This window comes from Aidingimonas lacisalsi (genome assembly GCF_008079445.1).
Lineage (GTDB): Bacteria > Pseudomonadota > Gammaproteobacteria > Pseudomonadales > Halomonadaceae > Aidingimonas > Aidingimonas lacisalsi.
Genome location: NZ_VRYH01000005.1, coordinates 106,484 through 131,592 on the forward strand (window position 1 = coordinate 106,484; position 25,109 = coordinate 131,592).

Sequence of the window (25,109 nt, forward strand, 5' to 3'; positions counted from 1 at the left end):
CGTACAGGAGCGATTCATGTCACTTGATCGACACGCGATACAACAGAACACCGACCTTCCAACCACCGGCGACGGTATGGGACTGTTCGAGCGCTTGCTGTCACTGTGGGTGGCTCTGGCGATCGTCGCCGGGGTGCTGCTCGGCCAGTTCGCTCCGGCGGTGCCCGAGACGCTGTCACGTTTCGAATACGCCCAGGTGTCGATCCCGGTGGCCATCCTGATCTGGGCCATGATCTTTCCGATGATGGTGCAGATCGATTTCACCTCGATACTGGGCGTACGACGACAGCCCAAAGGGTTGATCATCACTACCACGGTCAACTGGCTCATCAAACCGTTCAGCATGTTCGCCATCGCCTGGTTCTTCCTGATGGTGCTGTTCGAGCCGCTGATCCCCGCTGAACAGGCGAGCCAGTATCTGGCCGGTGCCATCCTGTTGGGAGCGGCCCCCTGCACCGCCATGGTTTTTGTCTGGAGCTTCCTGACGCGCGGCGACGCCGCCTATACCCTGGTGCAGGTCGCCCTCAACGACCTGATCATGCTATTCGCCTTTGCACCGATCGTGGTGTTGCTGCTCGGCCTCTCGGACATCAACGTGCCGTGGAACACGGTGGCGCTCTCCGTCATTCTCTACATCGTGATTCCGCTGACGGCCGGCTATCTCACCCGACGTACCCTGATCGCCCGTCACGGACAGGCCTGGTTCGATGACGTGTTCATGAAACGGATTGGTCCGGTCACCCCCATCGGTCTGATCCTGACCCTGGTACTGTTGTTCGCCTTCCAGGGCGAGGTGATCCTGTCCCATCCACTGCATATCGTACTGATCGCGATCCCCTTGATCGTGCAGACTCTGCTGATCTTTTTACTCGGCTATGGATGGGCAAAAGTCTGGCAGGTCCCCCACTGCGTCGCGGCTCCCGGCGCAATGATCGGTGCCAGTAACTTCTTCGAGCTGGCGGTAGCCGCCGCGATCGCACTATTCGGCCTGCAGTCCGGCGCGGCGCTGACCACGGTCGTCGGCGTGTTGGTGGAAGTGCCGCTGATGCTGGCCCTGGTACGCATTGCCAACCGTACCCGCCAGGCATTTCCGGGGTGATACGTTGCCTGGAAAGCTAGGCGGCACGTGGGGCGAGCAGTATCACCCCGGCCCCCAACAGACAAATCATGGCGCCCAGCAGATCCCAATGATCGGGCGTACGTTGCTCGACGATCCATAGCCACAGCAGCGAGGCCAGAATGTAGATTCCGCCATAGGCAGCATAGGCGCGCCCGGCATAGTCGGCACTCGACAGGCTGAGCAGCCAGGCAAACAGAGCCAGACTTGCCATGCCGGGAAGCAGCCACATGATCGATTTATCCAGCCGCCACCAGTTCCAGAAGGCGAAGCAACCGGCGATTTCGGCTATGGCGGCGGCCATGTAGATCAACAAGGTCGGCATGCAGGTCTCCAGGCGGCATCGTGAGTGTGCCAGCCTACTCGCTGACGGCGTCCTGTCCAGCCTCGTGCCGGACAGACTCTTGCGGCAGCGCCACGGCCAGCGCTGCGCTGAGCGCCACCAGCGCCGCCGCCACCCACAGACAGGCGCTGAGTCCCTGCACCTGGTAGAGCCATCCCGACAGCATCGTACCCAACAGGCGTCCCATGGCATTGGCCATGTAATAGAACCCGACGTCCATCGATACACCATCGGCACGCGCATAGTGGACGATCAGGTAGCTGTGCCAACTGGAATTGATCGCAAACAGCACGCCGAACGCCAGCAATCCGGCCACCAGCCAAGCCACCGCCTGCAGAGGCAACAGGGCCAGCAAAGCAGGCAAGCCGGCCAGCGCCAGTGCCCAACCGACAGTCATGGCGCGCGCATCTCCCTTGATCAAACGAGTCAGGCGCGGAGCCTGGGTCTGTACGCCCCCATAGCCGATCACCCACAGGGCGAGCAGTCCGCCGACCGTCCAGTAACTCCAGCCATGCTGGTCGTACAGGAAGACCGGCAATGCCACGACGAACCAGACATCCCGCGAAGCGAACAGACACATCCGAGCTGCCGACAGCACATTGATGGCCCGCGACTTGGAAAACACTTCCCGGAACCTGGGTTTCTGCTGCTGGCGTCCCAGGTCGGCACGCAACCGCCACAAGGACAACCCCAGCACGACGAGCAACATGACCGCCATGGCGATGACGGCACCGCGAAAGCCGATCAGGGTCAACAGCAGGCCACCGACGAAGAATCCGACCCCCTTGAGTGCATTCTTGGAACCGGTCAACAGTGCCACCCAACGAAACAGCGAACTCTGGGCGTTGGCGCTCTCCTTGGGTACCAGCACCTTGACCGCACTCTTGGCACTCATCTTGTTGAGATCCTTGGCGATTCCGGACAAGGCCTGAGCCGCCATCACCCAGGGAACGGTCAACGCCGCGGACGGCACCATCAACATGCCAAGCGCGACGATCTGCAACGCCAGCCCCACGTTCATGGTGCGATTGAGCCCCAGCCTGGCTCCGAGCCAACCGCCAACCAGATTCGTCACCACCCCAAACGCCTCATAGAAGAGGAACAGCATGGCCACTTCCAGCGGTGAATAGCCGAGCTGGTGGAAGTGCAATACCACCAGCATCCGCAACGCGCCGTCGGTCAGGGTGAAGGCCCAATAGTTACCGGTGATCAGCAGATACTGACGGACCTCGAACGGCAGTGTCCTGAGTCGTGCCGCCAGCATGTTAATGACTCCGCCCCACTTTCAGAGCCAGTTCCACGGTGCGGTTGGCATAGCCCCACTCATTGTCATACCAGGCATAGAGCTTCACATGGGTACCATTGATCACCATGGTCGAGAGCGCATCGATGATCGAGCTGCGCGGATCGGTGCGATAGTCCACCGACACCAGTGGCCGCTCCTCGTATCCCAGGATGCCAGCCAGCGAACCGTTCGCCGCGGTTTGCAGGGCCGCATTCACCTCCTCGACCGTGGTCTCGCGCTCCAGTTCGAATACCATGTCGGTGAGCGACGCATTGGTCAGCGGTACCCGCACGGCATGACCGTTGAGCTTGCCTTCCAGCTCGGGAAAAATGGCCGTGATCGCCTTGGCGGATCCAGTGGTCGTGGGAATCAGGCTCATGCCGCAGGCCCGTGCCCGACGCAGATCCTTGTGCGGGGTATCGAGGATCGACTGGGTATTGGTAATGTCGTGTACCGTCGTCATCGAACCATGACGGATACCGAACGTCTCGTGAATCACCTGGACCACCGGCGCCAGGCAGTTGGTGGTACAGCTTGCCGCCGTTACGACACGATGGATACCAGCATCGTAGGCATCGTCGTTGACCCCCATGACGACATTGAGCACTCCCTCGTCCTTGAGCGGTGCGGTGACGACGACCCGCGCTACCTGTTGATCGAAATAGGGCGTCAGTTGCGCACTCTTCTTGATCACACCGGAGGCCTCGATCACGACATCGCAACCCGACCAGTCGCCGCTGCCAATCTCGTCATCAGCAGTGAATGGCAAGCGGATACCATCGACAATGATCGCCTCGTCGTCGGCGGCGACACCCTCGCCCGGTGACCAGTGACCGTGAACCGAATCGAATTCCAGCAGATGGGCAAAGGTCGCCGCATCGCCGCCCGGGTCGTTGATACGGGCGATGTCGATGGCTTCCCGAGAGCGATGCGCCCAGAGCACGCGCAATGCCAAACGGCCAATGCGCCCGAAACCGTTGATACCGACGCGTAACGTCACGATGAGAAACTCCTATATCGACAACAGAGACTTGGCAAACGTCGATCATTCAGCAGCATATTTGGCGTCGTTCCGGGCGTTGTCCCATCATCGCCAAGCGCCGTTGCAATGAGCTGATAACCGAATCGGCGCCACGAGCGGTAGACGCTAAGATATCCAATGCCCACTCGGGCATTCCCGGCATCAAGCGGTAATACACCCACTGTCCTTCACGCCGATCCTGCAGCAGGCCACAACGACGCAACTGGGCCAGGTGGCGCGATACTTTGGGCTGGGAAAGCTCAAGCGCATGGGTCAACTCACACACGCAGAGCTCTCCCTCGGTGTGGACCAGCAACATGATCGCTTGGCGAGTGTCATCGCTCAGGCACTTGAACAGGCGCCCGGGTGTCAATGACGCCGGGCTGTCATGCAGTGTGGTTGTCATCGCGAGCCTTTATGCTGAGCCATAGACGCAGCCGCGCACGAATTTCCTGCAGCGTCTTGGCATAGGCATCCTTGGTGGAGTTCAAGCGCGGATCCTTGATATCCCAGAAGAGCCGCTCCTCGACCTCGCCCGGCCATTGACGACAGTGCTGTTGCGCCTTGTCACACAGGACGATGACGGCATCGAAATGCTGATGGATATAATCATCGAGTGGCTTGGACGCTAAGCCTTGCGTATCGATGCCGAGCTCGTCCAGTGCCGCCAGGGCCAATTCATGCGGACGGTCGGGATCGACACCCGCGCTGACCGCCTCGAACCTATCGCCGCCCAGGTGCCGCAAGAGGGCTTCTCCCATCAGCGAACGGGCGGAATTCTGATTGCACAGGAACAGTACGCGTTGCTTCGTCATGGAGATATCTCTCAAACCATATATACACATTAGCATATATACAGCGCCGCCGTGACATAACGATGACAGTCACGATCCTGATACGTCACGCAACATGGCGAAGCGGAACCCGCTTCGCCTGAACAGGCGTTAACCGTAACGACCGGTAATGTAATCCTCGGCTTTCTTGGTATAGGGGTTGGAGAACATGGTCTTGGTATCGTTGTACTCGATCAGTTCACCAAGATGGAAAAAGGCGGTGTAATCAGCGACACGGGCTGCCTGTTGCATGTTATGAGTAACCGTGACGATGGTGAACTGTTGCTTGAGCTTGTCCATCAGGTCTTCGATGGTGGCTGTAGAAATCGGGTCCAGCGCCGACGTCGGTTCGTCCATAAGGATCACGTCGGGCTGCACGGCGATGGCACGAGCGATGCAGAGACGCTGCTGCTGCCCCCCCGACAATGACGTCCCGGGTTGATGGAGCTTGTCCTTGACCTCTTCCCACAAGCCGGCATCACGCAGCGAACGCTCCACCAGCTCATCCTGATCGGCCCTGCGGCTGACGAGATCGTGCATACGTGGCGCATAAGCCACATTCTCGAAGATCGACTTGGGAAACGGGTTCGGTTTCTGGAATACCATACCCACACGGCGACGCAACGCAACTTCATCCATCTTGGGTTCGTTGACATCACGGCCGTCCATTTCCACCAAACCGTCGATGCGTACGTCACGAATCAGGTCATTCATGCGGTTCAGACAGCGTAGAAACGTCGATTTGCCACACCCGGAAGGACCGATCAGCGCCGTAACCGTCTTCTGAAACACATCGATATTGACGTCGTGCAGCGCCTGATTTTCACCATACCACAGATTCAAGTCGCGCACCCGTACGCTCAGATCATGGTTCACCTGCTCATTGCGTGTCACCGGCTGCCCGGCTCGCTGACTGGTCATGGGGGTCATCTCTCGCTCGGCCACTTGACTATTCATGATCGTATTTCCTAGTCCAACGCGCCGTCATTACCAACGGCGCTCGAATTTCTTGCGCAACAGCACGGCTGTCGCATTCATGAAAATCAGCACGGCAAGCAGTACCAGAATGCCGCCGGCGGTTTTTTCGACGAAGGCCCGCTCAGGTTCGCCCGCCCAGGTAAAGACTTGCGCCGGCAACACAGTGGCCGCCTGGGTGAACGATGCCGAGACATCGGGAATGAAGGCCACCATCCCAACGATAATGAGCGGAGCGGTTTCGCCCATTGCCTGGGCCAGGCCGATGATCGAACCGGTCATGATGCCTGGCAATGCCAACGGTAGAACGTGATCGCGCACCACTTGCCAACGCGAGCATCCGACAGCGAACGCGCCCTGACGAATACTGTCCGGCACACTGCGCAAGGCCGCCCGTGTCGAGATGATGATGACTGGCAGCGTCATCAGCGCCAGGGTCAGGCCACCGACCATGGGAGACGACCTCGGCACACCGAAGAAGTTGATGAATACCGCCAGGCCCAACAGACCGAACAGAATCGAGGGGATCGCTGCCAGATTGTTGATATTGATTTCGATGGCCTGGGTGAAGCGGTTGTCCGGGGCAAATTCTTCCAGATAAATAGCCGTCATGACGCCGATCGGAAACGCGACTGCCAGCGTTACCAGCATGGTCATGATGGTGCCGACGGCCGCTGCCATAATACCGGCACGCTCGGCCATCTTGGAGTCGCCATGCGTGAAGAAGGTCGTATTGAACTTCATCTCCACCTGCTCGTTCTCGACCCGTTCGTCGATGGCGGCGCGTTCGTCCTCACTCAACTCGTTGCGATGGCCCTTCAAGTACTGATCGACATCGCTGTTGGTCAAAACCCAACGTGTTTCCGTCGTACCAAGCAAGTCGGGATTATCACGGATCATGCCGGGGATCAGCCGCTCGAAACTGCGACTGACCAGCGGCGCGATATCCGGTTCAAGGGCCGCCCTGCCCATGGTCTCGGCATCCTCGTTATAGTTGACCTCGACTTGCACCATGGCCTGCTGGAAAGCCGGCAACCCCTTGTTGAGCATATCGGCGAAGAACACGATCAGGAACAGAAGGGCTACCCCAAGCGATGCCATCGACAACCACTTGAGACGGGCTGACTTGCGATGACGGCGCTTGAGTTGCGTAGTGATTTCATCGAAGGATTGGCTCATTGCTTCACTAGACCTCGTCGATCACAAGTCATTGATGCGGTATTTTTCGCGGAAGCGGCGAATCATCACTACCGACACGATATTCAGCGTCAACGTCACCACGAATAGCGCCAGCCCCAGGGCAAACGCCGAGAGTGTCGCCGAACTTTCGAACTCCTGATCGCCGGTCAGGGCTGCCACGATACTGACGGTAACCGTCGTCATGTCTTCTAACGGATTGGCTGTCAGATTGGGACGCATGCCTGCTGCCATGACCACGATCATGGTTTCGCCGAGAGCCCGCGATACGGCAAGCAATGACGCCGAGATGATGCCCGGCAATGCGGCAGGCAATACCACGTACTTGATGGTTTCGCCATTGGTCATCCCCAGCGCCAGTGCCCCCTGACGCATGCTGTCCGGTACCGAGTTGATGACGTCATCGGACAGCGAAGAGATGAACGGAATGATCATGATCCCCATCACGATGCCCGGAGCGACCGCATTGTTGTAAGCCGCATCCAGGCCCAGCATCCCGGCGACATCAACGATGACCGGCGCCACGGTAATGGCAGCGAAGAAGCCATATACGACGGTCGGAATCCCTGCCAGGATTTCCAGCATCGGCTTGGCAATATTGCGTACGCTATGCGGCGCGAATTCCGACATGTAGATCGACGACATCAAACCGATGGGGATGGCCACCAGCATGGCAATGCACGTGATCATCAGGGTGCCGGCAAACAACGGTATCGAACCGAACTGGCCACCGCTACCACCCTCTTCGGCGCGCCCGGCGGCTTCCAGGAAGCTGGCTCCCGGCGACCAGGTGGTGCCGGTGATGAACTCCCAGAGGCTCTCCTTCTGGAAAAAACGGATAGCCTCGAAAATGATCGAGAAAAGAATACCGAACGTCGTGAAAATCGAAATCAGCGCCGCACCGGCCAGTAGCAGTCGAATCACTCGTTCGATGGCCTGACGGGCATGGAAGTCGGGACGGATCTGGAGCACACCGATGGCTAGTCCCCCTGCCGCTATGGCCAGGCTGCCAACCAACAAGTAGGTGGTTGGAATCTGCGCACCCAGCAGCAGCATGAGAAACGCGCCAACGCCACTGACTACCAACGCCGGCCCAGCGGTGGCCAACACCGTGAACCAAGCGTACTGGTCAGGTTGTGCGTACATTGAGATTCCTGCCCCACGCACGCGAGCCGCCTTGGCGCGTCCCAGGAAAAACGCTACCAATCCCAGTAGCAGCAGAATGCCGCAGAATAGCAGGAAAATCTGGTTGGTCTGCATTGGGTCTCTCTCGGATGAATCAACCTGATATCAGGCACCTAACGACAACGGGCCGGCAGCGAAGGCTGCCGGCCTCGTCAGCACGCAGTCGCCACACTCACTCTTCCAGGTCAGCGACCTCGAGGGTATCGCGATCCGATACATCCTGACGTTGTTGCTCACGCATGTCTTCCGGCAACGGAATCAAACCGAGATCCATCAGGTAACCGCCATCGCCGATCATCTGCTCGCTCATGAACATGTCGACATATTCGTACATCGGCGGCACGTCGTCAGCATGCTGATTCTTGACGTAGAAGAACAGCGAGCGAGAGACCGGGTAGTCACCGCTGCTGATTGCTTCAGGTGTCGGCTCGACGCCATCGATGCTGGAACCGATCAGCGAATTGCTGTTCTCTTCCAGGAACGAGTAACCGAAAATGCCGAAGGCCTCGGTGTCTTCGATAAGGCGCTGAACGATCAAGTTGTCGTTCTCGCCGGCATCGGTGTAGGCGCCGTCATCACGGATATCGGTGTAGCCTTCGCCTCCATAAGCATCCATGCCTTCGGACGCGGCTTCCATGACCAATTCTTCGAACGCATCACGCGTACCGGAAGTCGTCGGCGGACCATAGATCGAGATCTCGCGATCCGGCAGCGACGAGTCGATATCGCTCCAGGTCTGGTGAGGATTATCGACCAACTCGCCATCCTGAGGCACCTGAGCGGCCACCGCCAGGAAGATCTGCTCACGAGTCAACTCGACGGCGTCGTTTTCACTGGACTGAGCGAAAGCGATACCGTCATACCCGATCATGGCTTCCGTCACGTCATTGACGCCATTGTCCATACAGCGCTCGAGTTCGGAAGGCTTCATCCGGCGAGACGCGTTGGTAATGTCCGGCGTGCCTTCACCAACACCTTCACAGAACAGGCGGATGCCGCCACCGGAACCGGTGGATTCAATGACCGGCGTCGGATATTCGGTCACGGCACCGAATTCTTCGGTCACATAGCTAGCGAATGGATAGACCGTGCTGGAACCGACGATACGGACCTGATCACGGGCCTGAGCAACACTGGCCACGCTCATGGCAGCCGCAGCGATAGCAGTAGTCTTGAGGATGCGGTTCATGCGAGTAACTCCTGTCAATGAAGTGTTCAACCTTCGCAAGGCACACATTGCCGACAGAAAATGACAGCTTCATGACAAACGCGACATGAATCGATGTTTTAGATGAGCAACCCGATGGCGGCGGTCGTACAGAGGGCTAACGAACCCAATCGGATGATACGAGGATCCATGCGCGGTGACAGCACTTTGGCCAGGCCGTTACCTAACAGAATCGCCGGAACGAATGTGACCGCCAAGCCGATGTGCCACAGGGAGATATGACCGACCAGCCCCAGTGCACACAGAGTCATGGTGGCGCTGACCGTGAAGAAGGCGGCGAGATTGCCGCGAATGCTATCCGGCGGCAAGCGCTGCATCAGCAAGGCGATCGGAGGGCCTCCGATCGCCGATACCGTACCGAAAATCCCCGACAGGACCCCGGCCAGGAACAGGGTGCCTCGAGTGACCGGTAGACTGAAACGCGCCAGGCTCACGGCCACGGCAAACAGTACGATACCGGCGATGGTCGTCTCCAGAACTGCCAATGGCGCAATCAATAGCAACCAGGTACCAAGAACCGTGCCCGGGATCCGGCCAACCAGAGCCATGCCGATAGCATCGAGACGAATCTCATGACGGTACTGCCGCAGCATCATCAACGACACCATCAATCCGAACATCACCAGTACCACGGGGACCAGCCGCGGCTCCAGCGGCAGCATGAGAGGTGCTCCCACCACCGCCAGTCCGAATCCTGTGGCTCGCTGTACGAACGATCCCAGCAATAGAATGGCACTGCATCCCAGCCAGGTCACCAGGCCCATGTCCAGCACGGACATGAATGGACTGACACCGAGATCAGTCACGTCCGGCACGCCCTGCCAAGGTTCGCAATCCGATATTCCCGATCGACGCAACCCCCAGCATCGTCAATACCATCGGCCAGGCACTCTCGATCTCGAACGCGCCTACCAGGACACCGGACAGGGCACCACTCGTGAACTGGATGCTGCCCAGCAATGCCGTTGCCGTCGCACTCATGTGGGAAAAGTGATCCAGCAGTGACGAGATGGCATTGGGGGCGATCAGTCCCATCACCCCCATGAACAGCATGATCAACGGCACCACCGTCCATAGCGAATCCAGTCCCGCAGCCACCAACGCAACCAGCAGCATCGCAACGACCCACTGGATGGCCAGGCCGAGGGCGAGGTTCTGCTGCGGGCTACGACGGCGCAACAGACGGATATTGAGACGGTTGGAAGATGCCATCACGACCACGTTCGCCCCGAATACCAACGGGTAGACGGCCGGAGATAACCCATAATATTCCATATAGATAAACGGCGAGGCGGTCACGAAAGCGAACATGCCGGCAAAGGCCATCGCCACGGCACAGATGTAGCCCATCGCCTCGCGGTGCCGTAGCACGCTGAGGTAGTTGCGCAATACTTGCTGCGGCGAGGCTGCCGGCAGGTTCGGATCTCGCGTTTCGGGCAGTTGCGTTTTCAGCAGCCACATCAGAAAGGCGGCATAGACGGCAAGAAAGACGAACACCAACCACCAATCCGCTAGATACAACAAACCACTGCCTACCGCGGGTGCCGCCAATGGCGCCAGCATCATGATCATCGCCATGGTCGACATGACCTTGGCTGCCTCACGGCCACTGAAACAATCGCGCACGATAGCCGCGGAATTGACCACACAGGCGCCGCCTCCCAGCGCCTGGACGAAACGCCATGCCCAGAGCGTATAGAGCGACTCGACCTGAGTGATCGCCAGACTGGCAATCATGAAGACCGTCAGGCCCCCCAACAATACTGGCTTACGCCCCACGCGATCCGACAACGGCCCACAGGTCAACTGCCCCAGCGCAAAGCCGAACAGAAACACGCTGACCGACAGCTCGGTGCGATGGATACTGGCTCCCACGGCTTCGGCCAAGGCCGGCATAGCGGGAAGGTAGGCATCAATGGCAAATGGGGCCAATGCCGTATTGGCAGCCACCAACAAGGCGACACGACGCGCGCTGAGTGACAAGGGGCACACTCCTTGGCCTGCAGAAAACAAAAGATAGGGCGCTAATGATAGCCGATTTCGCCGACTAGCGGAAAAGACAATTCACCAGACGCCCAGGGCCGGGAGAGGCGTGCACGATTCACTCTACGTGGTCATGGGCTTTCTGTGCTTCGAGCAGATCCACCAGTGGCTGGAACTCTTCGCGATTATGTTCGTTCATGCGCATCAGGATACGGTGGGCCTCGAGAATGCGCTGTTGAAGATCCGATTCATCCGCTTCGATCTGTGGAAGCTCGTCCAGCTCCGACGGCTCGGTCAGCGGTGTTTCGACCAGGGTAAAAAAGTGCGAGAAGCCCATGACATCCAGCATGCGCTGGACATCGGGGTTGTCGGCGACGATCGTCGGTGGTTGCTCGAGGCGCCCTTTCACCGCCATCGCGACCTTGGCCAGAAATCCCAATGCGGTCGAGTCCACATTGGTTGCCTCACGCAAATCAACCATGACCGCCTTGAGTCCCGGCGTCTCGGCCAGCCGAGCGGCCTGCTGATCCAGAGTGGCACACAGGGTCAGCCGTACATCGCCACATAATTTAAGCACGAAGACACCCGAATCGAATGCTGCCTTCAGTCGCCCTTCATGCATTATCATCGCCAAACCCATTCAACGTCATGATCGTCAAGTCATCCGGAAGCTCTTCATGCCCCGGTGCACGTTGAATAACGGCGTCTTCGTCATTATCCGGCACGTCACCGAGCGCCAAGCTTCCCCGTAGTGCCACCAGATCCGTACTAGTCAGCACCAGACGCTCGAGTTCCTTGAGCCGTAGGTCAAGCGTATCGCCCGACAGACACTCCAGTATGCCATCCGAACACAGCCACAGCCGAAAATCCTGCGGCAGTGCTATACCCAGACTGGGATATTCAACACCGGGAAACAAGCCCACCGGCATGCCTTCCCCCGGTAACGTGCTTACCTCGCCATCGGCGACCAGCAGCGGCATAGGCATCTGGGCCCCCATGGAATAATGGAGATAGCGACGCGCATGGTCGATAACGCCAACGAACAGGGTCGCATGCTTACCGATACCGGTATCCATCAATTCCTGATTGAGCTTGTCAAGCCAAGTCGGCGGCAAGCGTTCCGGATCCTGACCGTCCCACTCCCCTAACCAGTGGTTACAGAGGTATTTGAGCAGCACGGTCACGAAAGCCGACGACGCGCCATGACCCGACACATCGGCAAAATAGAATACGCTGAATCGTTCGTCATAGCGATGAAAATCGAGGAAGTCGCCGGACAGATAAAGCGACGGCGCAAGCCAATAGTCATAGGTCACTCCCGCAATCGTCTGGGGACGCACCGGCAGTAACTTGCGCTGTATATGTCCACCTGCCTGCTGGTCGAGACGCAGCATGGCCAAATGCGTTTCCAGCGTTTCATTGAGTTCGGCGAGATTCACCCGATCCTGCTCGTGTTCCTCGGCCAGGCGGCGGTTGTCGATCACCTTGCCGATCATGCGGCGCAGGATGTCACCATGCCGCAGCGGGTCGATAATATAATCCACCATGCCGGCATCCACCGCCTTGAGCAGATCACTGTCAAGCCGCGATTCGCTGACGACCATCGTCGGCAATCGGGCCGTCAGGGCCGGCCACTCATGTGCGGGAACGGCCCGCGAATGCGCCACGATCAACTCGGTCTCGATGGGCAGATCTTCGATACGCTCCGCCGCGACGACGGCGAACTCCCCCCTGGCAATGGTTTCAGCCAACGCATCGCGATCAAGCCCCGGCCGATCGATAATACCGATCAAACGTCGCTGGTTTGCCATGGAATCCCCGCACTAGTCGGCAAAGGCATCGTCGAAATCGTCATCATCGAAGTCGAACTCATCGCTGGCGAAGGGATCGTCACCCGCCTCGCCATCACTAATCTCGAAACGTCGCCGCTGCAGGTAGCTATCACGAATGAAGCTATAGCGGTCGCCACGGATCAACTCTTCCTGCTCCAGGAATCCGGCACGGGCATCGACGACACGCAGAAACGTCAGACCATAGCGTGTCGGGTCATCGTCGATATAGGTCAGCGGATATGTGTACATGTCAGCAGGCAAGCCGGCCGTATCACGCACCGTACTGGGGCCCAGCAACGGTAGGACCAGGTAGGGCCCCGACTCCATCCCCCATACGCCGAGTGTCTGTCCAAAGTCTTCGTCATGGACTGTCAGCCCCATGGGGGTAGCGTAATCGAGCAGCCCACCCACGCCAACGATGCTATTCACCAGGAACCGCCCCGTTGAGACACCGGCATTGCCTGGTTTGCCTTGCAGGACGCTATTCAGCGCGGTACGGATTTCTCCCAGGTTGGAAAAGAAATTACCGACGCCAATCTGTATCGGCTCAGGCGCCACGGCATCATAACCCTGCGCCACAGGCTTGAGCGCATAGCGGTCGATCACCTCATTGAAAGCGAACACGCCGCGATTGAAGCCTTCCCATGGATCCTCGGGATGACGATCTTCCTCGGCTGGCTGACTGGCACACCCCGTCAGCAGCACCGCTCCCAGCAATGATAGACCTAGTTGACGGATATTCACGTTCCCAGGCGTTCCCTTGCGTGTCATCGACTCACCTTATGTTGTCCTATCTCGTACATCGCGATTATCGCATCCTAGTGACCATCTTCCTCGCGTCTTGCTTTGCTTGCTACCCTAGCGCAGAACTGCATAGTCAGCGAATTATTATGATCCCGTGATTTCCGACCATCGACGCTCCAACCGCTTCTCGGAAACCGGCATCAAGGTTCCCAACTGCTGGGCGAAAAACGAGACGCGCAACTCCTCGATCCACCAGCCGAACTCATCGAGCCGCGCATCCTCGACACCACGTCGCCGGCCAGCTTTACGTCGCTCGTCCAGACGCGTTTCGAAATCCTGTATTCGCTGCATCAACATCTGATCGCGCTGACGCTCACGCGGCGCTTTTTCCAGACGAATGGAAGCCGCCTCCATGTAGCGTGGGTAGTGTTCCAGCCAACCACCCGCTTCGACCACGAACCCTGGGTGAATCAAACGCTGCATCTGTGCCTTGATATCACTGTATACCAGTGCCAACGCCAGGCTCAGATTCCCTTTCAACGCCTTGGTGACTGCCAGATGACCGGTCAACACCTTTTCCAGGACGGAAACCAGATGCTCTCCATGCGGTACCAGCCCCGCCCGGGTCGCGTCGAGCCGCTCATACAACGCCTCCCGAGAGCGTGGCAGAGGATCGGTTGCGACCACTTGCAGGAACGTGGCCGATACCACGTCATCGATCAACTGCTGCTTGCTGCCGACCTTGGCGAACAGCAACGCACAACGCTCGAGTCCGTCAAGTCGCTTGAGCATGCGCACTTGATCCGGCAAGCGCTGCATGGCAAGACGCTTGATACCTTGTCGATGCGCTTCACGCGCCTTCTCGGCGTGATCGAACAGTTCGACGCCGAGGCCATGCTCTCCATCGACCAGTGCCGGATAGGCTTCCACACGAATCCCTGCCTGCGTCGTCACCCGCGATTCGGGTAGCGGTGTCGAGGGTAAGTCATCGAGCTGATGATCCACCTGGGCCTGGCTGGCCAACGACTTGGCACCTTCGCTGGCCGCATGCTCAAAGCGCTGAATCAATGCATCGAGGTCCCGCCCCTCGCCCAACACCTTGCCGTGCTGATCGACCACACGCAGATTCATCACCAGGTGAGGATCGAGTTGATCGACCCGCCAGTCATCCGGCGATAGACGCAGACCGGTCTTGACACGCAGAAACTCACCCAGTGCTGTCGTCAGCGGCACATCATCGGGCTGCATGGCTTCCAGGGCGGCATCCACCCAATCTGGAATCGGCACGACCTGGCGACGCACGGATTTCGGCAGCGCCTTGAGCAGCGCGATGCATTTCTCCCGCAACAGCCCCGGCACCAGCCACTCGAGGCGGTCCCGCGGCAATTGCGACAGCATCGCGGCCGGTACCGTCAGTGTCACACCATCATCCGAGGCGCCGGGCCGAAAATGATAACTCAGTGGATAACGAACACTGCCGAGGTTCAGCTCGTCAGGATACTGCTCGACAGTGACATCCTCAGCCTCACGGGCCATCAGAGCGGCCTTGTCGAGCTTGAGAATATCGGGTGTCTCCGTCTCCGCTTCCCGACGCCAGCGCTCGAAGCCCTTGCCATTGACGATATCCGTCGGAATACGTTCATCGTAAAAGGCGAATAACGTCTCCTCGTCCACCAGGATATCCCGGCGACGTGCACGATCTTCCAGGTCTTCGACTTCCCCGATCAGGGCGCGATTATGGGTAAAGAACTCCGCCTGCGTGCGGTACTCCCCTTCGACCAGGGCACGCCGAATAAAGAGTTCACGCGCCTCGGCCGGGGCAATGGGACCGTAATGCACTTTACGCCGAGCGACGATCGGTAAACCAAACAGTGTCACCTGCTCGAAAGCCACGACCTGGGCACGCTTCATTTCCCAGTGCGGCTCACTGTAGCTTCGCTTGACCAGATGACCGGCCAATGGCTCGACCCAGGCGGGATCGATACGTGCCACCTGGCGGGCAAACAGTTGCGACGTTTCCACCAGCTCGAATGCCATCAGCCACCTGGGACGCTTCTTGGCCAACCCCGAGCCGGGATGAATGAGAAACTTGCGATTCCGTGCCCCCAAGTAGTCACGATTCTCCAACCACTGGCCGATATTCGACAGCAACCCTGTCAATAGCGACTGATGCAACCTGACGGTGTTTCGATGCTGCTGTTCGCCCACATTGGCCGTACCGTCCGTCGACGTGGTCGCGGCAGGTTGTGCCGGCGGCACCTCGATATCCATGTCGCGGAGTAACTGACGCAATTGACGGAAGGTGTCGTGCCACTCACGCAAACGCACATAGTTGAGGTAATTGTCACGACACCAGCGGCGCAATTGATTGCCGGATAGCTCGTTTCGTGCCGTCTCGAAGCCATCCCATAGGTTCAACCAAACGACAAAGTCGGAGTCGGGATCGTCCCAGCGCCGGTGAGCCTGATCGGCAGCCTGGCGTTTCTCCGCCGGGCGGTCGCGCGGGTCCTGGATCGCCAGCGCACTGACCACGATCAACACCTCACGCAGGCTATCGTTCTCGGCCCCGGCAATCAGCATGCGAGCCAGACGCGGATCGATGGGGAGACGAGCCAGGCGACGGCCGGTCGCTGTCAAACGTTGACGCGCGTCCACGGCTCCAAGCTCGAACAGCACCCGAAAGCCGTCCTTGATGAAGCGTCGATCGGGGGGATCGACGAACGGAAACGCTTCGATGTCGCCTAGCTTCAGCGACAGCATCGACAGGATCACCGACGCCAGATTGGTACGCTGAATCTCGGGTTCGGTGAATGCGGGACGTGCCAGAAAATCGTCTTCATCGTAAAGCCGGATACACACGCCCTCGGCAATGCGGCCACAACGACCTTTGCGCTGCTCGGCGCTAGCCTGACTGACAGGCTCCACCGGTAGCCGCTGGATCTTGGCGCGATAGCTGTAGCGGCTGATTCGCACCAGTCCGGGGTCGATCACATAGCGGATACCGGGAACCGTCAGCGACGTTTCGGCCACGTTGGTGGCCAACACGATACGCCGGCCGCTATGCGAGGCGAAGACACGGTTCTGTTCGCTATTGGAGAGTCGGGCGTAAAGCGGCAGGATCTCGGTATCGCGTAACTGGGCCCGACGCAGCGTATCGGCAGTCTCACGAATCTCGCGCTCGCCAGGCAGAAAGACCAGGACGTCGCGCGGACCGTGCAGCCAGCCCTTTTCCCGTTCGATGGACTGAATCTCTTCCACGGCATGCAGGATCCCTTCCTGCAGAGTGCGATCCTCTTCATCGTCGGCATCACGAACCAGCGGGCGATAGCGGGTTTCCACCGGGTAGGTACGACCACTGACCTCCACGACGGGTGCTGGTTCCCGCTCGCCAAAATGGGCGGCGAAACGCTCGACATCGATGGTCGCCGAGGTGATGATGATCTTGAGGTCCGGCCTCCGTTGAGTCAGCCGTTTGAGGTAACCCAACAGGAAATCGATATTGAGGCTGCGTTCATGCGCTTCATCGATGATGATCGCTTCGTAACGCGACAAATCGGGGTCGTGCTGAGTCTCGGCCAGCAGAATACCGTCGGTCATCAGCTTGATGAGCGTATCGTCGCCAGTCTGGTCCGTGAAGCGCACCTGGTATCCGACCTGCTCACCCAAGGGAACCTGCAACTCTTCGGCCAACCGGGTAGCCACCGAACGCGCGGCCAGACGCCTGGGCTGCGTATGACCGATCAGCCCGCGACGCCCCAAACCAAGTTCCAGACACAGCTTGGGCAACTGCGTCGTCTTGCCCGACCCGGTTTCTCCCGCGACCACCACGACCTGATGATCGTTCAGCGCCTCGAGGATATCCTTGCGCCGCTCGACAACCGGAAGTTCTTCAGGATAATCGAGCCGTACGGTCGCTTGAGAGCGACGCTCTACCGCCGCCAGCGAGCGCTCCAAGCGGTGCTCGATATCATTCAACCCCCGGTCTACGGGCTTGCCGTCGCGCGCCCGACGCCGCAGCCCCGACAAGCGACGGCGAAACTCATGGGCATCGCGCAGCATCGCCTCGTCGAGCCGTGCGGATAGTGCATCGATACGGGGTTGTGCATGGGAATCGGCAGGACGCGTAGTCGTGGTGCTCAAGCGAACCTCTTTCGATCGAAACGACAACGAACCACACTCACCAGGAGTGCAAAGACGTCATTGTAACGCTCCACGAGGCGACGCGCCTAATCTTCCCCTGACCGACGCGTCGTCAATCGGCGGTATCGCGGAGCTCGCGACGCAATACTTTGCCCACGTTGGTCTTGGGTAACTCATCGCGAAAGGCCACGTACTTCGGCACCTTGTAAGCGGTCAATTGTTCCTTGCACCAGGCGCGCAATGACTCCGCATCCAGTTCGGCATTACGCGACACTACGAACAGCTTGATCGCTTCGCCGGCGTTATCATCGGACACCCCGACTGCGGCTACCTCGACAACATCCGGATGACCGGCCACGATATCCTCGATCTCGTTCGGGTACACGTTGAAGCCGGACACATTGATCATATCTTTCTTGCGGTCGACGATGCGAATATAGCCATCTTCCTGCAGCACAGCGATGTCGCCGGTGTGAAACCAGCCATCAGCATCGATGGCCTGGGCGGTATCATCATCGCACTGCCAATAGCCTTTCATCACTTGCGGCCCTCTAACGCACAGCTCCCCCGCTTCACCGAATGGCAGATCGCTCCCGTCCGGTGCCACGGACCTGACCGACGTCCCGACGACCGGCTTGCCGATGGTACCCAGTTGAATGGCATTCACCGGATTGAAGCTGACCACAGGCGACGTCTCGGTCAATCCATAGCCTTCAGCGACTGGACAGCCTGTCACCTCTTCCCAGCGGCGAGCGACCGGCTGAGTCAACGCCATGCCACCAGAGATGGTCAGTTTGAGGGACGAAAAGTCGAGACGCCTGAAGTCATCACGGTTGCAGAGTGCATTGAACAAGGTATTGAGACCGATGAAACCGCTGAAAGGCTGTGACCGCAACGTCTTGACGAACGTATCGAGATCGCGCGGGTTGGTGATCAATACCGAATGGTTGCCGGTCTCGACCATGAACAGGCAGTTCACCGTGAACGTATAGATATGATAGACCGGCAACGGTGCAATGATGGTCTCGCATCCCTCGCCCAGCGCCGGCCCAATCGCCGCACGCGCCTGCAGCATGTTGGCGATCAGATTCCGATGGGTCAGCATCGCGCCTTTCGCCCTGCCCGTGGTACCGCCGGTGTACTGCAGAGCTGCAATATCCGTGGTCTCGCACTCGACATCGCGATGCGACGACCTCCGCCCACGGGCGAGGGTATGGCGAAACGAAAACGCCGAAGGCAACGAATAGCGCGGCACCATCTTCTTCACGTACTTGACGACGGAGTTGATCAGCCACCGTCTGGGCAGTCCGTGCAGATCGGCCAACTCGGTGACAACGACATGTTCGATCATCGTTCTGTCGAGTACATGTGCCAGCTTGTCGGCCATATTGGCCAGAATCAGAATGGCCCTCGCCCCTGAATCGCTGAACTGGTAGGCCATTTCTCGTTCGGTGTAGAGCGGATTGGTATTGACCACGACCAGGCCGGCACGCAGCGCACCGAAGACGGCCACGGGGAATTGCAGGACATTGGGTAATTGAATGGCGATGCGATCGCCTGGCTCAAGGTCTGTCTCGTTCTGCAACCAAGCAGCGAAGTCGCCTGACAGACGATCGAGCTCCGCATAGGTCAGGGTTTGTCCCATGCAGCTGAATGCCGGCCTGTCCGCGAAACGTTCGACCGAGGATTTGAACACGTCCAGGATCGACGTATAGTCATCGAGACCTTCAATCGGCGGGCCCGACAGGATGGGGGCGTTGGCATGCTTACTCATGGGCTATCTCCATGACATGTCAGCGATCCATCTCCTGCACCGATCGCTGATCGTTTTATTATTCACCGAGTATCAATACGTTCGATATGGCTGTTCGCCTAACGTATCGCACGGCTGGCAACAGTGTAAAACGATCGATTGAAACTTTCGTTTGCCATTTAGTTCAATGACGTCAAGCGCCGCTGAATCTCACCATCCTGCCAGACCAGCAATTCCCCGGGCGCCATTTGTGTCCATTGCTCATTGTCGGTGAGCGGTTCGGTCGCCAGTACCGATACCACATCGTCAGGCGTCGTATGCTCAACGAAATCAACGCTCAATTCGGCATCCGACAGACTGGCCTTGCCGAACGGTGCACGCCGGGTGATATGGACCAGTTTGGTCGCACAATACGCGTAGAGATAACGCCCGTCGGATAGCAGTAAGTTGAAAACCCCCAGATGTCGAAGGCGTTCACACAGTTCATGCAGCACTTGCCACATGGCATCGGGGTCGTCTGGAGGATCGGGAAACCGTTGTCGTAACTCGCCCATCAGGAAACAGAACGCATATTCACTGTCGGTGTCCCCGACCGGGCGATAGTAGGAGAGCGGCAACGATTGCCACGCTGCGAGCTGACCATTGTGAGCATACCCCCACGGCCGCCCCCACATTTCACGGGTGAATGGGTGAGTATTGGCCAGTCGAATCGTCCCGACATTGGCCTGGCGAATATGGCTGATCACGACATTCGACTTGATGGGGTAATCACGGATCAAACGAGCGATCGGCGAGTCGACGGAGGGGTGGGGATCGCGGAAATCGCGATACCCACCCTCTTCATAGAAAGCGATACCCCATCCGTCGCGGTGAGGCCCCGTACCACCCCCGCGATGCAGGAAACCGGTGAAGCTGAAACAGATATCCGTGGGCACGTTGGCGCTCATGCCCAGCAACTCACACATGGGGTTCCTCCCGCGTTGCAGCCCGACGACGGACGCTGACACGCCGCCAGGCCAAGCCCCCCATTACCAGCAACGCCAACACGCCCAGCAACAACCAGGGCCACCATCGAGCCAGGCGAGGTTCGAGCCCTATCTGGCGCCCCAGGCGCTCGATACGTGGCACCGTCGACAGCCACATCGACTCGACGCCATCGTTGAGATCCGTCGTCAACTCATCGAGCCAGTGACGAGCCGTGTCGTCGTTACTCGTGGTGGCTGTCGACTCCCCACTCTCCTCACCGGCCAGCGCTTGTCCTTCGATGATATCGTTGCCGATACGTGCACCGCCAAGCCCGATACGGCCATCGGGATTGAGCACCAGATCAGGTAACGTCAACTCGCGGGATTCGCCTTCGAGTTGGACGGTACCATTGAACAGTAGCGGCACACTGACATCGGCATCCAGTTCCGGAAGCTCCATGACCCAGCGGCGTTCATCGACCGCCTCTATGTCCAGGGATTCCCCCTGCAGTTGAGCACGTAACTCCGTGTTGTCGCGTGCGATGCCGGGATGCTCGGCAATCAACTCCACTCGTTTGCCTTGTTCATCGATCCTGGCACTGATCGGTGGCAGCACATTGACTGCCTGCACGCGTTGCCGCTGAAAGCCTTCAGCGTCGGCGGTGATGACCAGGCGCGCATTGCCGGTACGTTCCGGCGCAGGCAACATTCCGACGAAGCGTCGTCCGTCTTCATCATGCTCCAACCGGCTGACGGACTGGATTTCGTCTTCCATGTCGAACAGTTCCGCCTTTATCTCGAGCCCTTCGGGAAGATCCGACGCTCGTTCACCGTCCTCTTCGAGCCAGGCCGAGACCGGTAGATCGAACCCGAGATACAACGTGGGCGGTAACGGCGAGGTACGCAGAACCAGCGATGACGCGACGCTGATACGACTGTCGCTTCCGACATCACCTTCCACATGCCACTCGCCCTCCTCAGGCGAGGGAATCGTAATCAGATCGAAACGCGACTCGCTCTGCCAGCGAATATCGTCTGGCAGATCATCGCCTCTGCGGTAACGCTGTCCATCAGGTCCGACCAGCGTTGGCGATGACTCGTCGGGTTCATGAAACAACAGCGCCGAGAACGACTCCACGTCGGAATCGATGACGAAACGATCGTCTTCCAGCGGTACTTGGTCAGAGGGGAAGATGCGCTCGAGGATATTCAGGAACGAACTCAATAGTACATCGGGGGTCTCAGCCAGGGTCGCCAAGCCATCGGAGGACTGCGCAAGCCGCTGGACCATCGCCAGATCGGCCTCGGGGGAAAAGGCAATCGCGTGAATGACCGTTCCCTGTTCGGCCAGACGAGGGGCAAGTTCGTCGAGTAGCACCCGGCGCGACGCATCATCGCTGCGCTGATCGTCAGCGGGGAGATCGATCATGCCATCGGTCAAGAGAATCAGGTGTCGCTGCCCCTGACCGCCATCTTCCTCTGCGGCGGCCCTCACCGCCGCTTCGATATCGGTGAACTGCTGGTAATCGACCAGAGAGGGAGCCAGTGCCTGTGCCTGGGCACGCCAGTCACGATCGATGGGAGCCACCGCCTGGGCCTTGTCGACCCGCTCTCCAAATCGCCAGATACCGCCGTGAATCCCGGAAGGCAGCAGCGCGACCAACAGTTCCAATGCACTGACGCTCAACTGCTCCGGATCGTTATCGCGCATGCTCCCCGAGACATCGAAAATGACCCTGACATCCGGTACCGGCCGGTCGTCATCCACAGTCAAGCTTCCTGCGTCCCGCGTCAGGATGGACGCCGCGGATCCCGACTCACTCTGGGCCATCAGCGGTATCGACATCCAGGCCAGACACCACACGATGGCCACTAGCAGCACGCGCATCCTACCCCCTTCATCCAATGACCGGCTCACGGCGTTCCTGGTGCTCGGCACTTCCATCCGATTTGGGTGATGCACCACGTTGTTCCGCCGGTTCGCTACTGCGACGACGCCATGACCACCATAGCGCCACGCCCGCCAATGCGCCCAGCAAGGCGCCCAACCCCACCATTGTCAAAGGCACCGCCATCGAGGTTCCTTGCAGAAAATCGACTGTCGCCACGACAATGGCCGGTGCCACGCCGTCATAGGTCGCACTTTCGCTCTCCAATAGTGGCAGCGAAAACACCCATGGCATCCACAAGCAACCAGCCACGACGCCAGCCACTATCAAGCGAGGCAGTTGCGGCACAAAACGTATCCCCAGATAGCCGGTGACCAATACGATGACCGACAGTAAGATATAGGCAACCCACAACAAGGGCATAGAATCGGAAATCAACATACTCTGTCTCTCCTTAGTAGGCGCTATTTCCCATGGTACACCGCACCTTATGAAAGCACAGCCGTCTCATGACAATGACATGTCATCCCCGAACCATCCCGTCGCCTCTTTCCGCCGTGTGGAAGATCCCCATTGGCTTTGGCTGGAAGCACGCGATGACCCGATGGTCAGAGCGTTTCTCGATGCGGCCAACGTCCAGAGTGACACTTGGTTCACACCGCTCGAGCCACTGGCCGAATCACTGTACCAAGGGCATCTGGCACGCCGGGACCTGGCCGTTACCAGCCTGACCACGCCACTTGACCACTATACCTATTGGAGCGAAACCACCGCTGACAGCGACTATCCCAGTTGGTGGCGGCATCCCAATGAGGATTATCGGCAGACATGCTGTTTTCTCGACCTAGACGCTCGTGCCAGCCATCGGTCGTTTCTGGAAATCGGCGACATGGCGATTTCACCGGATGAGCAATGGCTCGCCTGGACCGAAGACACACTAGGTGACGAGTATTTCACGCTGCTAATCAAACGGCTACCCGATGGACAACCGCGAGCGTTGCTCGATCATATCGGCCCGGAGCTGATCTGGGCCGAGGACAACAGAACGTTGCTCTTCACCCGTTACGACACCACTCAACGGCCCGACAGCGTCTGGCGCTTGACGATAGACGATGCCGCGTCGCATTGCATTCTCGAGGAGCCCGATCCCGAGTTCTGGATCGGCCTGGGCAAGACACGTTCTCGCCAGTGGCTGGTAGTGGAAAGTGCTTCCAAGGACACCACCGAATGCCATCTGATTCCCGCGGCCTTGCCGGCAACACCGGCATTCTGTTTCCGGCAACGTGAACCTGGCGTCGAATATGCCCTGGAACATCGACCGGGACACTTCTATGTTCTCAACAATCGAGCGGCCCCACACTTCCGACTGGACAGGGCCGAGGAAGCGCATCCCGATACCTGGCTACCGCTGATCGAGCACCGGAGTACCCATACACTGGAAGGCGTGGACGCCTTTGATTGGGGACTCGTTCTCACCGAACGCGATCATGATGAGGCACAGGTTCGGCTTCGCACCATCGAGTTCGCCTCCGACCACAGCGTCACCCGAGATACCCTCCTGCCCTTGCCTGACACCCCTTGCAGTCAACACCTTGGAGAGACGCCGCACTTTCAGACAAGATACCTGCGACTGCAAGAGGAGTCGTTCACTCAACCGCTACAGTGGCTGGAATACGGTCTCGATACCGGCGAACGCCGGTTGCTGAAACGGCAAGCCGTCCACGGGAACCTGCAGCCTGACCAATTGACGGCTCGACGGCTCTGGGCGACCTCTCCCGATGGTGAACGCATTCCGGTGTCCATCGTGGCTCGACGCGATCATCTAGGCCAGGGACCGTTGCCGACCCTACTGTATGGCTACGGGGCGTATGGCGAAGCACTGGACCCCTGGTTTTCAATAGCTCGCCTGGAGTTGCTCGATCGCGGCGTTGCCTTCGCCGTGGCTCATGTGCGGGGGGGTGGCGAGCGCGGAGAGCCCTGGTATCTGAACGGCAAACTCGCGCACAAGGAGAACAGTTTCAGCGACTTTCTAGCCGCGCGCGAGGCCTTGATAGACAGCGAGCTGGCCGACAGTGAACGCATCGTCGCCTATGGTGCCAGTGCCGGCGGCCTGCTGGTCGGGGCCAGCCTCAACCTCGCTCCCGACGCGTTCTGTGCCGCCGTGCTCGACGTGCCTTTCGTGGACGTCCTGCGGACGATGGACAATCCGGATCTACCGTTGACGACTGCCGAGTATACGGAGTGGGGCAATCCCAGCGATCCAGTCGTGAGACAGCGCATCGCCGCCTACTCGCCATTGGACAACCTCGTCGATCGCCCTTATCCGAGCCTGTTCCTGCAGGCCAGTTGGCATGATTCCCGCGTACCCTACTGGGAAGCTGCCAAACTGTATGCTCGCTTGAATGACTTGCAACTCGCCCGGCAATCGGCCACGCCGCACCCTATCCTTCTACATACCGAGATGGAAGCCGGCCATGGCGGAGCCTCGGGCCGTTTTCAGGCCTGGCGGGACAATGCCCGCCAAGATGCCTTCATACTCTGGGCCCTGGGGCTAGCCGACATCTCGACTTCCTGACATAGCCCGGATGGGCATGGCGGCAGGAGGTGGCTTACGACGCT

At 59.0% G+C, this 25,109-nt stretch carries 21 protein-coding genes; 2 read left to right on the forward strand and 19 right to left on the reverse strand.

The annotated features are described in order from the left end of the window. The first annotated feature begins 16 nt into the window (after window positions 1–16). Window positions 17–1,099 (forward strand): ACR3 family arsenite efflux transporter, encoded by a 1,083-nt coding sequence (arsB, locus tag FVV99_RS11885; RefSeq protein ID WP_236645400.1) that lies wholly within the window; start codon window positions 17–19, stop codon window positions 1,097–1,099. Window positions 1,100–1,115: 16 nt separating this feature from the next. Here arsB and FVV99_RS11890 read toward each other — a convergent pair whose 3' ends face one another. From FVV99_RS11890 to FVV99_RS11980, 19 genes are all read right to left on the reverse strand, one after another. Continuing rightward, the gene (locus FVV99_RS11890) at window positions 1,116–1,442 is read right to left on the reverse strand and encodes a YnfA family protein (protein ID WP_148254301.1); all 327 of its coding nucleotides are present in this window, start codon (window positions 1,440–1,442) and stop codon (window positions 1,116–1,118) included. Between the two features lie 34 nt (window positions 1,443–1,476). Then, the gene (gene arsJ / locus FVV99_RS11895) at window positions 1,477–2,724 is read right to left on the reverse strand and encodes an organoarsenical effux MFS transporter ArsJ (protein ID WP_148254302.1); all 1,248 of its coding nucleotides are present in this window, start codon (window positions 2,722–2,724) and stop codon (window positions 1,477–1,479) included. A 1-nt stretch (window position 2,725) separates the two neighbouring features. After that, window positions 2,726–3,745, reverse strand: coding sequence for an ArsJ-associated glyceraldehyde-3-phosphate dehydrogenase (locus tag FVV99_RS11900; protein WP_148254303.1), 1,020 nt, complete (start codon window positions 3,743–3,745; stop codon window positions 2,726–2,728). 49 nt (window positions 3,746–3,794) lie between these two features. Beyond that, window positions 3,795–4,172: a metalloregulator ArsR/SmtB family transcription factor gene (locus tag FVV99_RS11905; RefSeq protein WP_148254304.1), complete on the reverse strand. Its 378-nt coding sequence runs from the start codon at window positions 4,170–4,172 to the stop codon at window positions 3,795–3,797. Continuing rightward, window positions 4,153–4,581: an arsenate reductase ArsC gene (locus FVV99_RS11910; protein ID WP_148254305.1), complete on the reverse strand. Its 429-nt coding sequence runs from the start codon at window positions 4,579–4,581 to the stop codon at window positions 4,153–4,155. The genes FVV99_RS11905 and FVV99_RS11910 overlap by 20 nt, the downstream gene beginning before the upstream one ends. Before the next feature lie 129 nt (window positions 4,582–4,710). Continuing rightward, window positions 4,711–5,493 carry a phosphate ABC transporter ATP-binding protein PstB gene (gene pstB / locus FVV99_RS11915; RefSeq protein WP_201745099.1) on the reverse strand — a complete coding sequence of 261 codons (783 nt, stop codon included), beginning with the start codon at window positions 5,491–5,493 and terminating at the stop codon, window positions 4,711–4,713. 93 nt (window positions 5,494–5,586) lie between these two features. Further along, a complete protein-coding gene (pstA, locus tag FVV99_RS11920; RefSeq protein WP_148254306.1) occupies window positions 5,587–6,753 on the reverse strand; it encodes a phosphate ABC transporter permease PstA in 1,167 nt (388 codons plus the stop codon). A gap of 21 nt (window positions 6,754–6,774) precedes the next feature. Continuing rightward, the gene (gene pstC, locus FVV99_RS11925) at window positions 6,775–8,031 is read right to left on the reverse strand and encodes a phosphate ABC transporter permease subunit PstC (RefSeq protein ID WP_148254307.1); all 1,257 of its coding nucleotides are present in this window, start codon (window positions 8,029–8,031) and stop codon (window positions 6,775–6,777) included. 97 nt (window positions 8,032–8,128) lie between these two features. Further along, window positions 8,129–9,145 carry a PstS family phosphate ABC transporter substrate-binding protein gene (locus tag FVV99_RS11930; protein WP_148254308.1) on the reverse strand — a complete coding sequence of 339 codons (1,017 nt, stop codon included), beginning with the start codon at window positions 9,143–9,145 and terminating at the stop codon, window positions 8,129–8,131. Between the two features lie 98 nt (window positions 9,146–9,243). After that, window positions 9,244–9,990: a sulfite exporter TauE/SafE family protein gene (locus FVV99_RS11935; RefSeq protein ID WP_330860395.1), complete on the reverse strand. Its 747-nt coding sequence runs from the start codon at window positions 9,988–9,990 to the stop codon at window positions 9,244–9,246. Beyond that, a complete protein-coding gene (locus tag FVV99_RS11940; protein WP_148254309.1) occupies window positions 9,983–11,167 on the reverse strand; it encodes a Bcr/CflA family multidrug efflux MFS transporter in 1,185 nt (394 codons plus the stop codon). Before FVV99_RS11940 ends, FVV99_RS11935 begins: the two co-directional genes overlap by 8 nt. A gap of 118 nt (window positions 11,168–11,285) precedes the next feature. Further along, on the reverse strand, window positions 11,286–11,795 hold the full coding sequence (locus FVV99_RS11945; RefSeq protein ID WP_148254310.1) for an STAS domain-containing protein: 510 nt from the start codon (window positions 11,793–11,795) through the stop codon (window positions 11,286–11,288). Beyond that, window positions 11,782–12,978: a PP2C family protein-serine/threonine phosphatase gene (locus FVV99_RS11950; RefSeq protein ID WP_148254311.1), complete on the reverse strand. Its 1,197-nt coding sequence runs from the start codon at window positions 12,976–12,978 to the stop codon at window positions 11,782–11,784. Before FVV99_RS11950 ends, FVV99_RS11945 begins: the two co-directional genes overlap by 14 nt. Before the next feature lie 12 nt (window positions 12,979–12,990). Then, window positions 12,991–13,770 (reverse strand): MlaA family lipoprotein, encoded by a 780-nt coding sequence (locus FVV99_RS11955; protein ID WP_148254312.1) that lies wholly within the window; start codon window positions 13,768–13,770, stop codon window positions 12,991–12,993. A gap of 117 nt (window positions 13,771–13,887) precedes the next feature. Further along, entirely contained in the window at window positions 13,888–17,883 is a 3,996-nt protein-coding gene (gene hrpA, locus FVV99_RS11960) for an ATP-dependent RNA helicase HrpA (protein WP_148254313.1), read from the reverse strand. A 112-nt stretch (window positions 17,884–17,995) separates the two neighbouring features. After that, window positions 17,996–19,657: an AMP-binding protein gene (locus FVV99_RS11965; protein ID WP_148254314.1), complete on the reverse strand. Its 1,662-nt coding sequence runs from the start codon at window positions 19,655–19,657 to the stop codon at window positions 17,996–17,998. A 158-nt stretch (window positions 19,658–19,815) separates the two neighbouring features. Next, complete coding sequence (locus FVV99_RS11970; RefSeq protein WP_148254315.1) at window positions 19,816–20,601, reverse strand: class II glutamine amidotransferase; 786 nt, start codon at window positions 20,599–20,601, stop codon at window positions 19,816–19,818. Then, on the reverse strand, window positions 20,594–22,489 hold the full coding sequence (locus tag FVV99_RS11975; protein ID WP_148254316.1) for a vWA domain-containing protein: 1,896 nt from the start codon (window positions 22,487–22,489) through the stop codon (window positions 20,594–20,596). Before FVV99_RS11975 ends, FVV99_RS11970 begins: the two co-directional genes overlap by 8 nt. Window positions 22,490–22,499: 10 nt before the next feature. Next, window positions 22,500–22,931, reverse strand: a complete 432-nt coding sequence (locus FVV99_RS11980; protein ID WP_148254317.1) for a hypothetical protein — start codon at window positions 22,929–22,931, stop codon at window positions 22,500–22,502. A gap of 79 nt (window positions 22,932–23,010) precedes the next feature. On the opposite strand from FVV99_RS11980, the gene FVV99_RS11985 reads away from it, so the two are divergent. Further along, on the forward strand, window positions 23,011–25,065 hold the full coding sequence (locus FVV99_RS11985) for a S9 family peptidase (protein ID WP_236645401.1): 2,055 nt from the start codon (window positions 23,011–23,013) through the stop codon (window positions 25,063–25,065). Window positions 25,066–25,109: the final 44 nt, after the last annotated feature.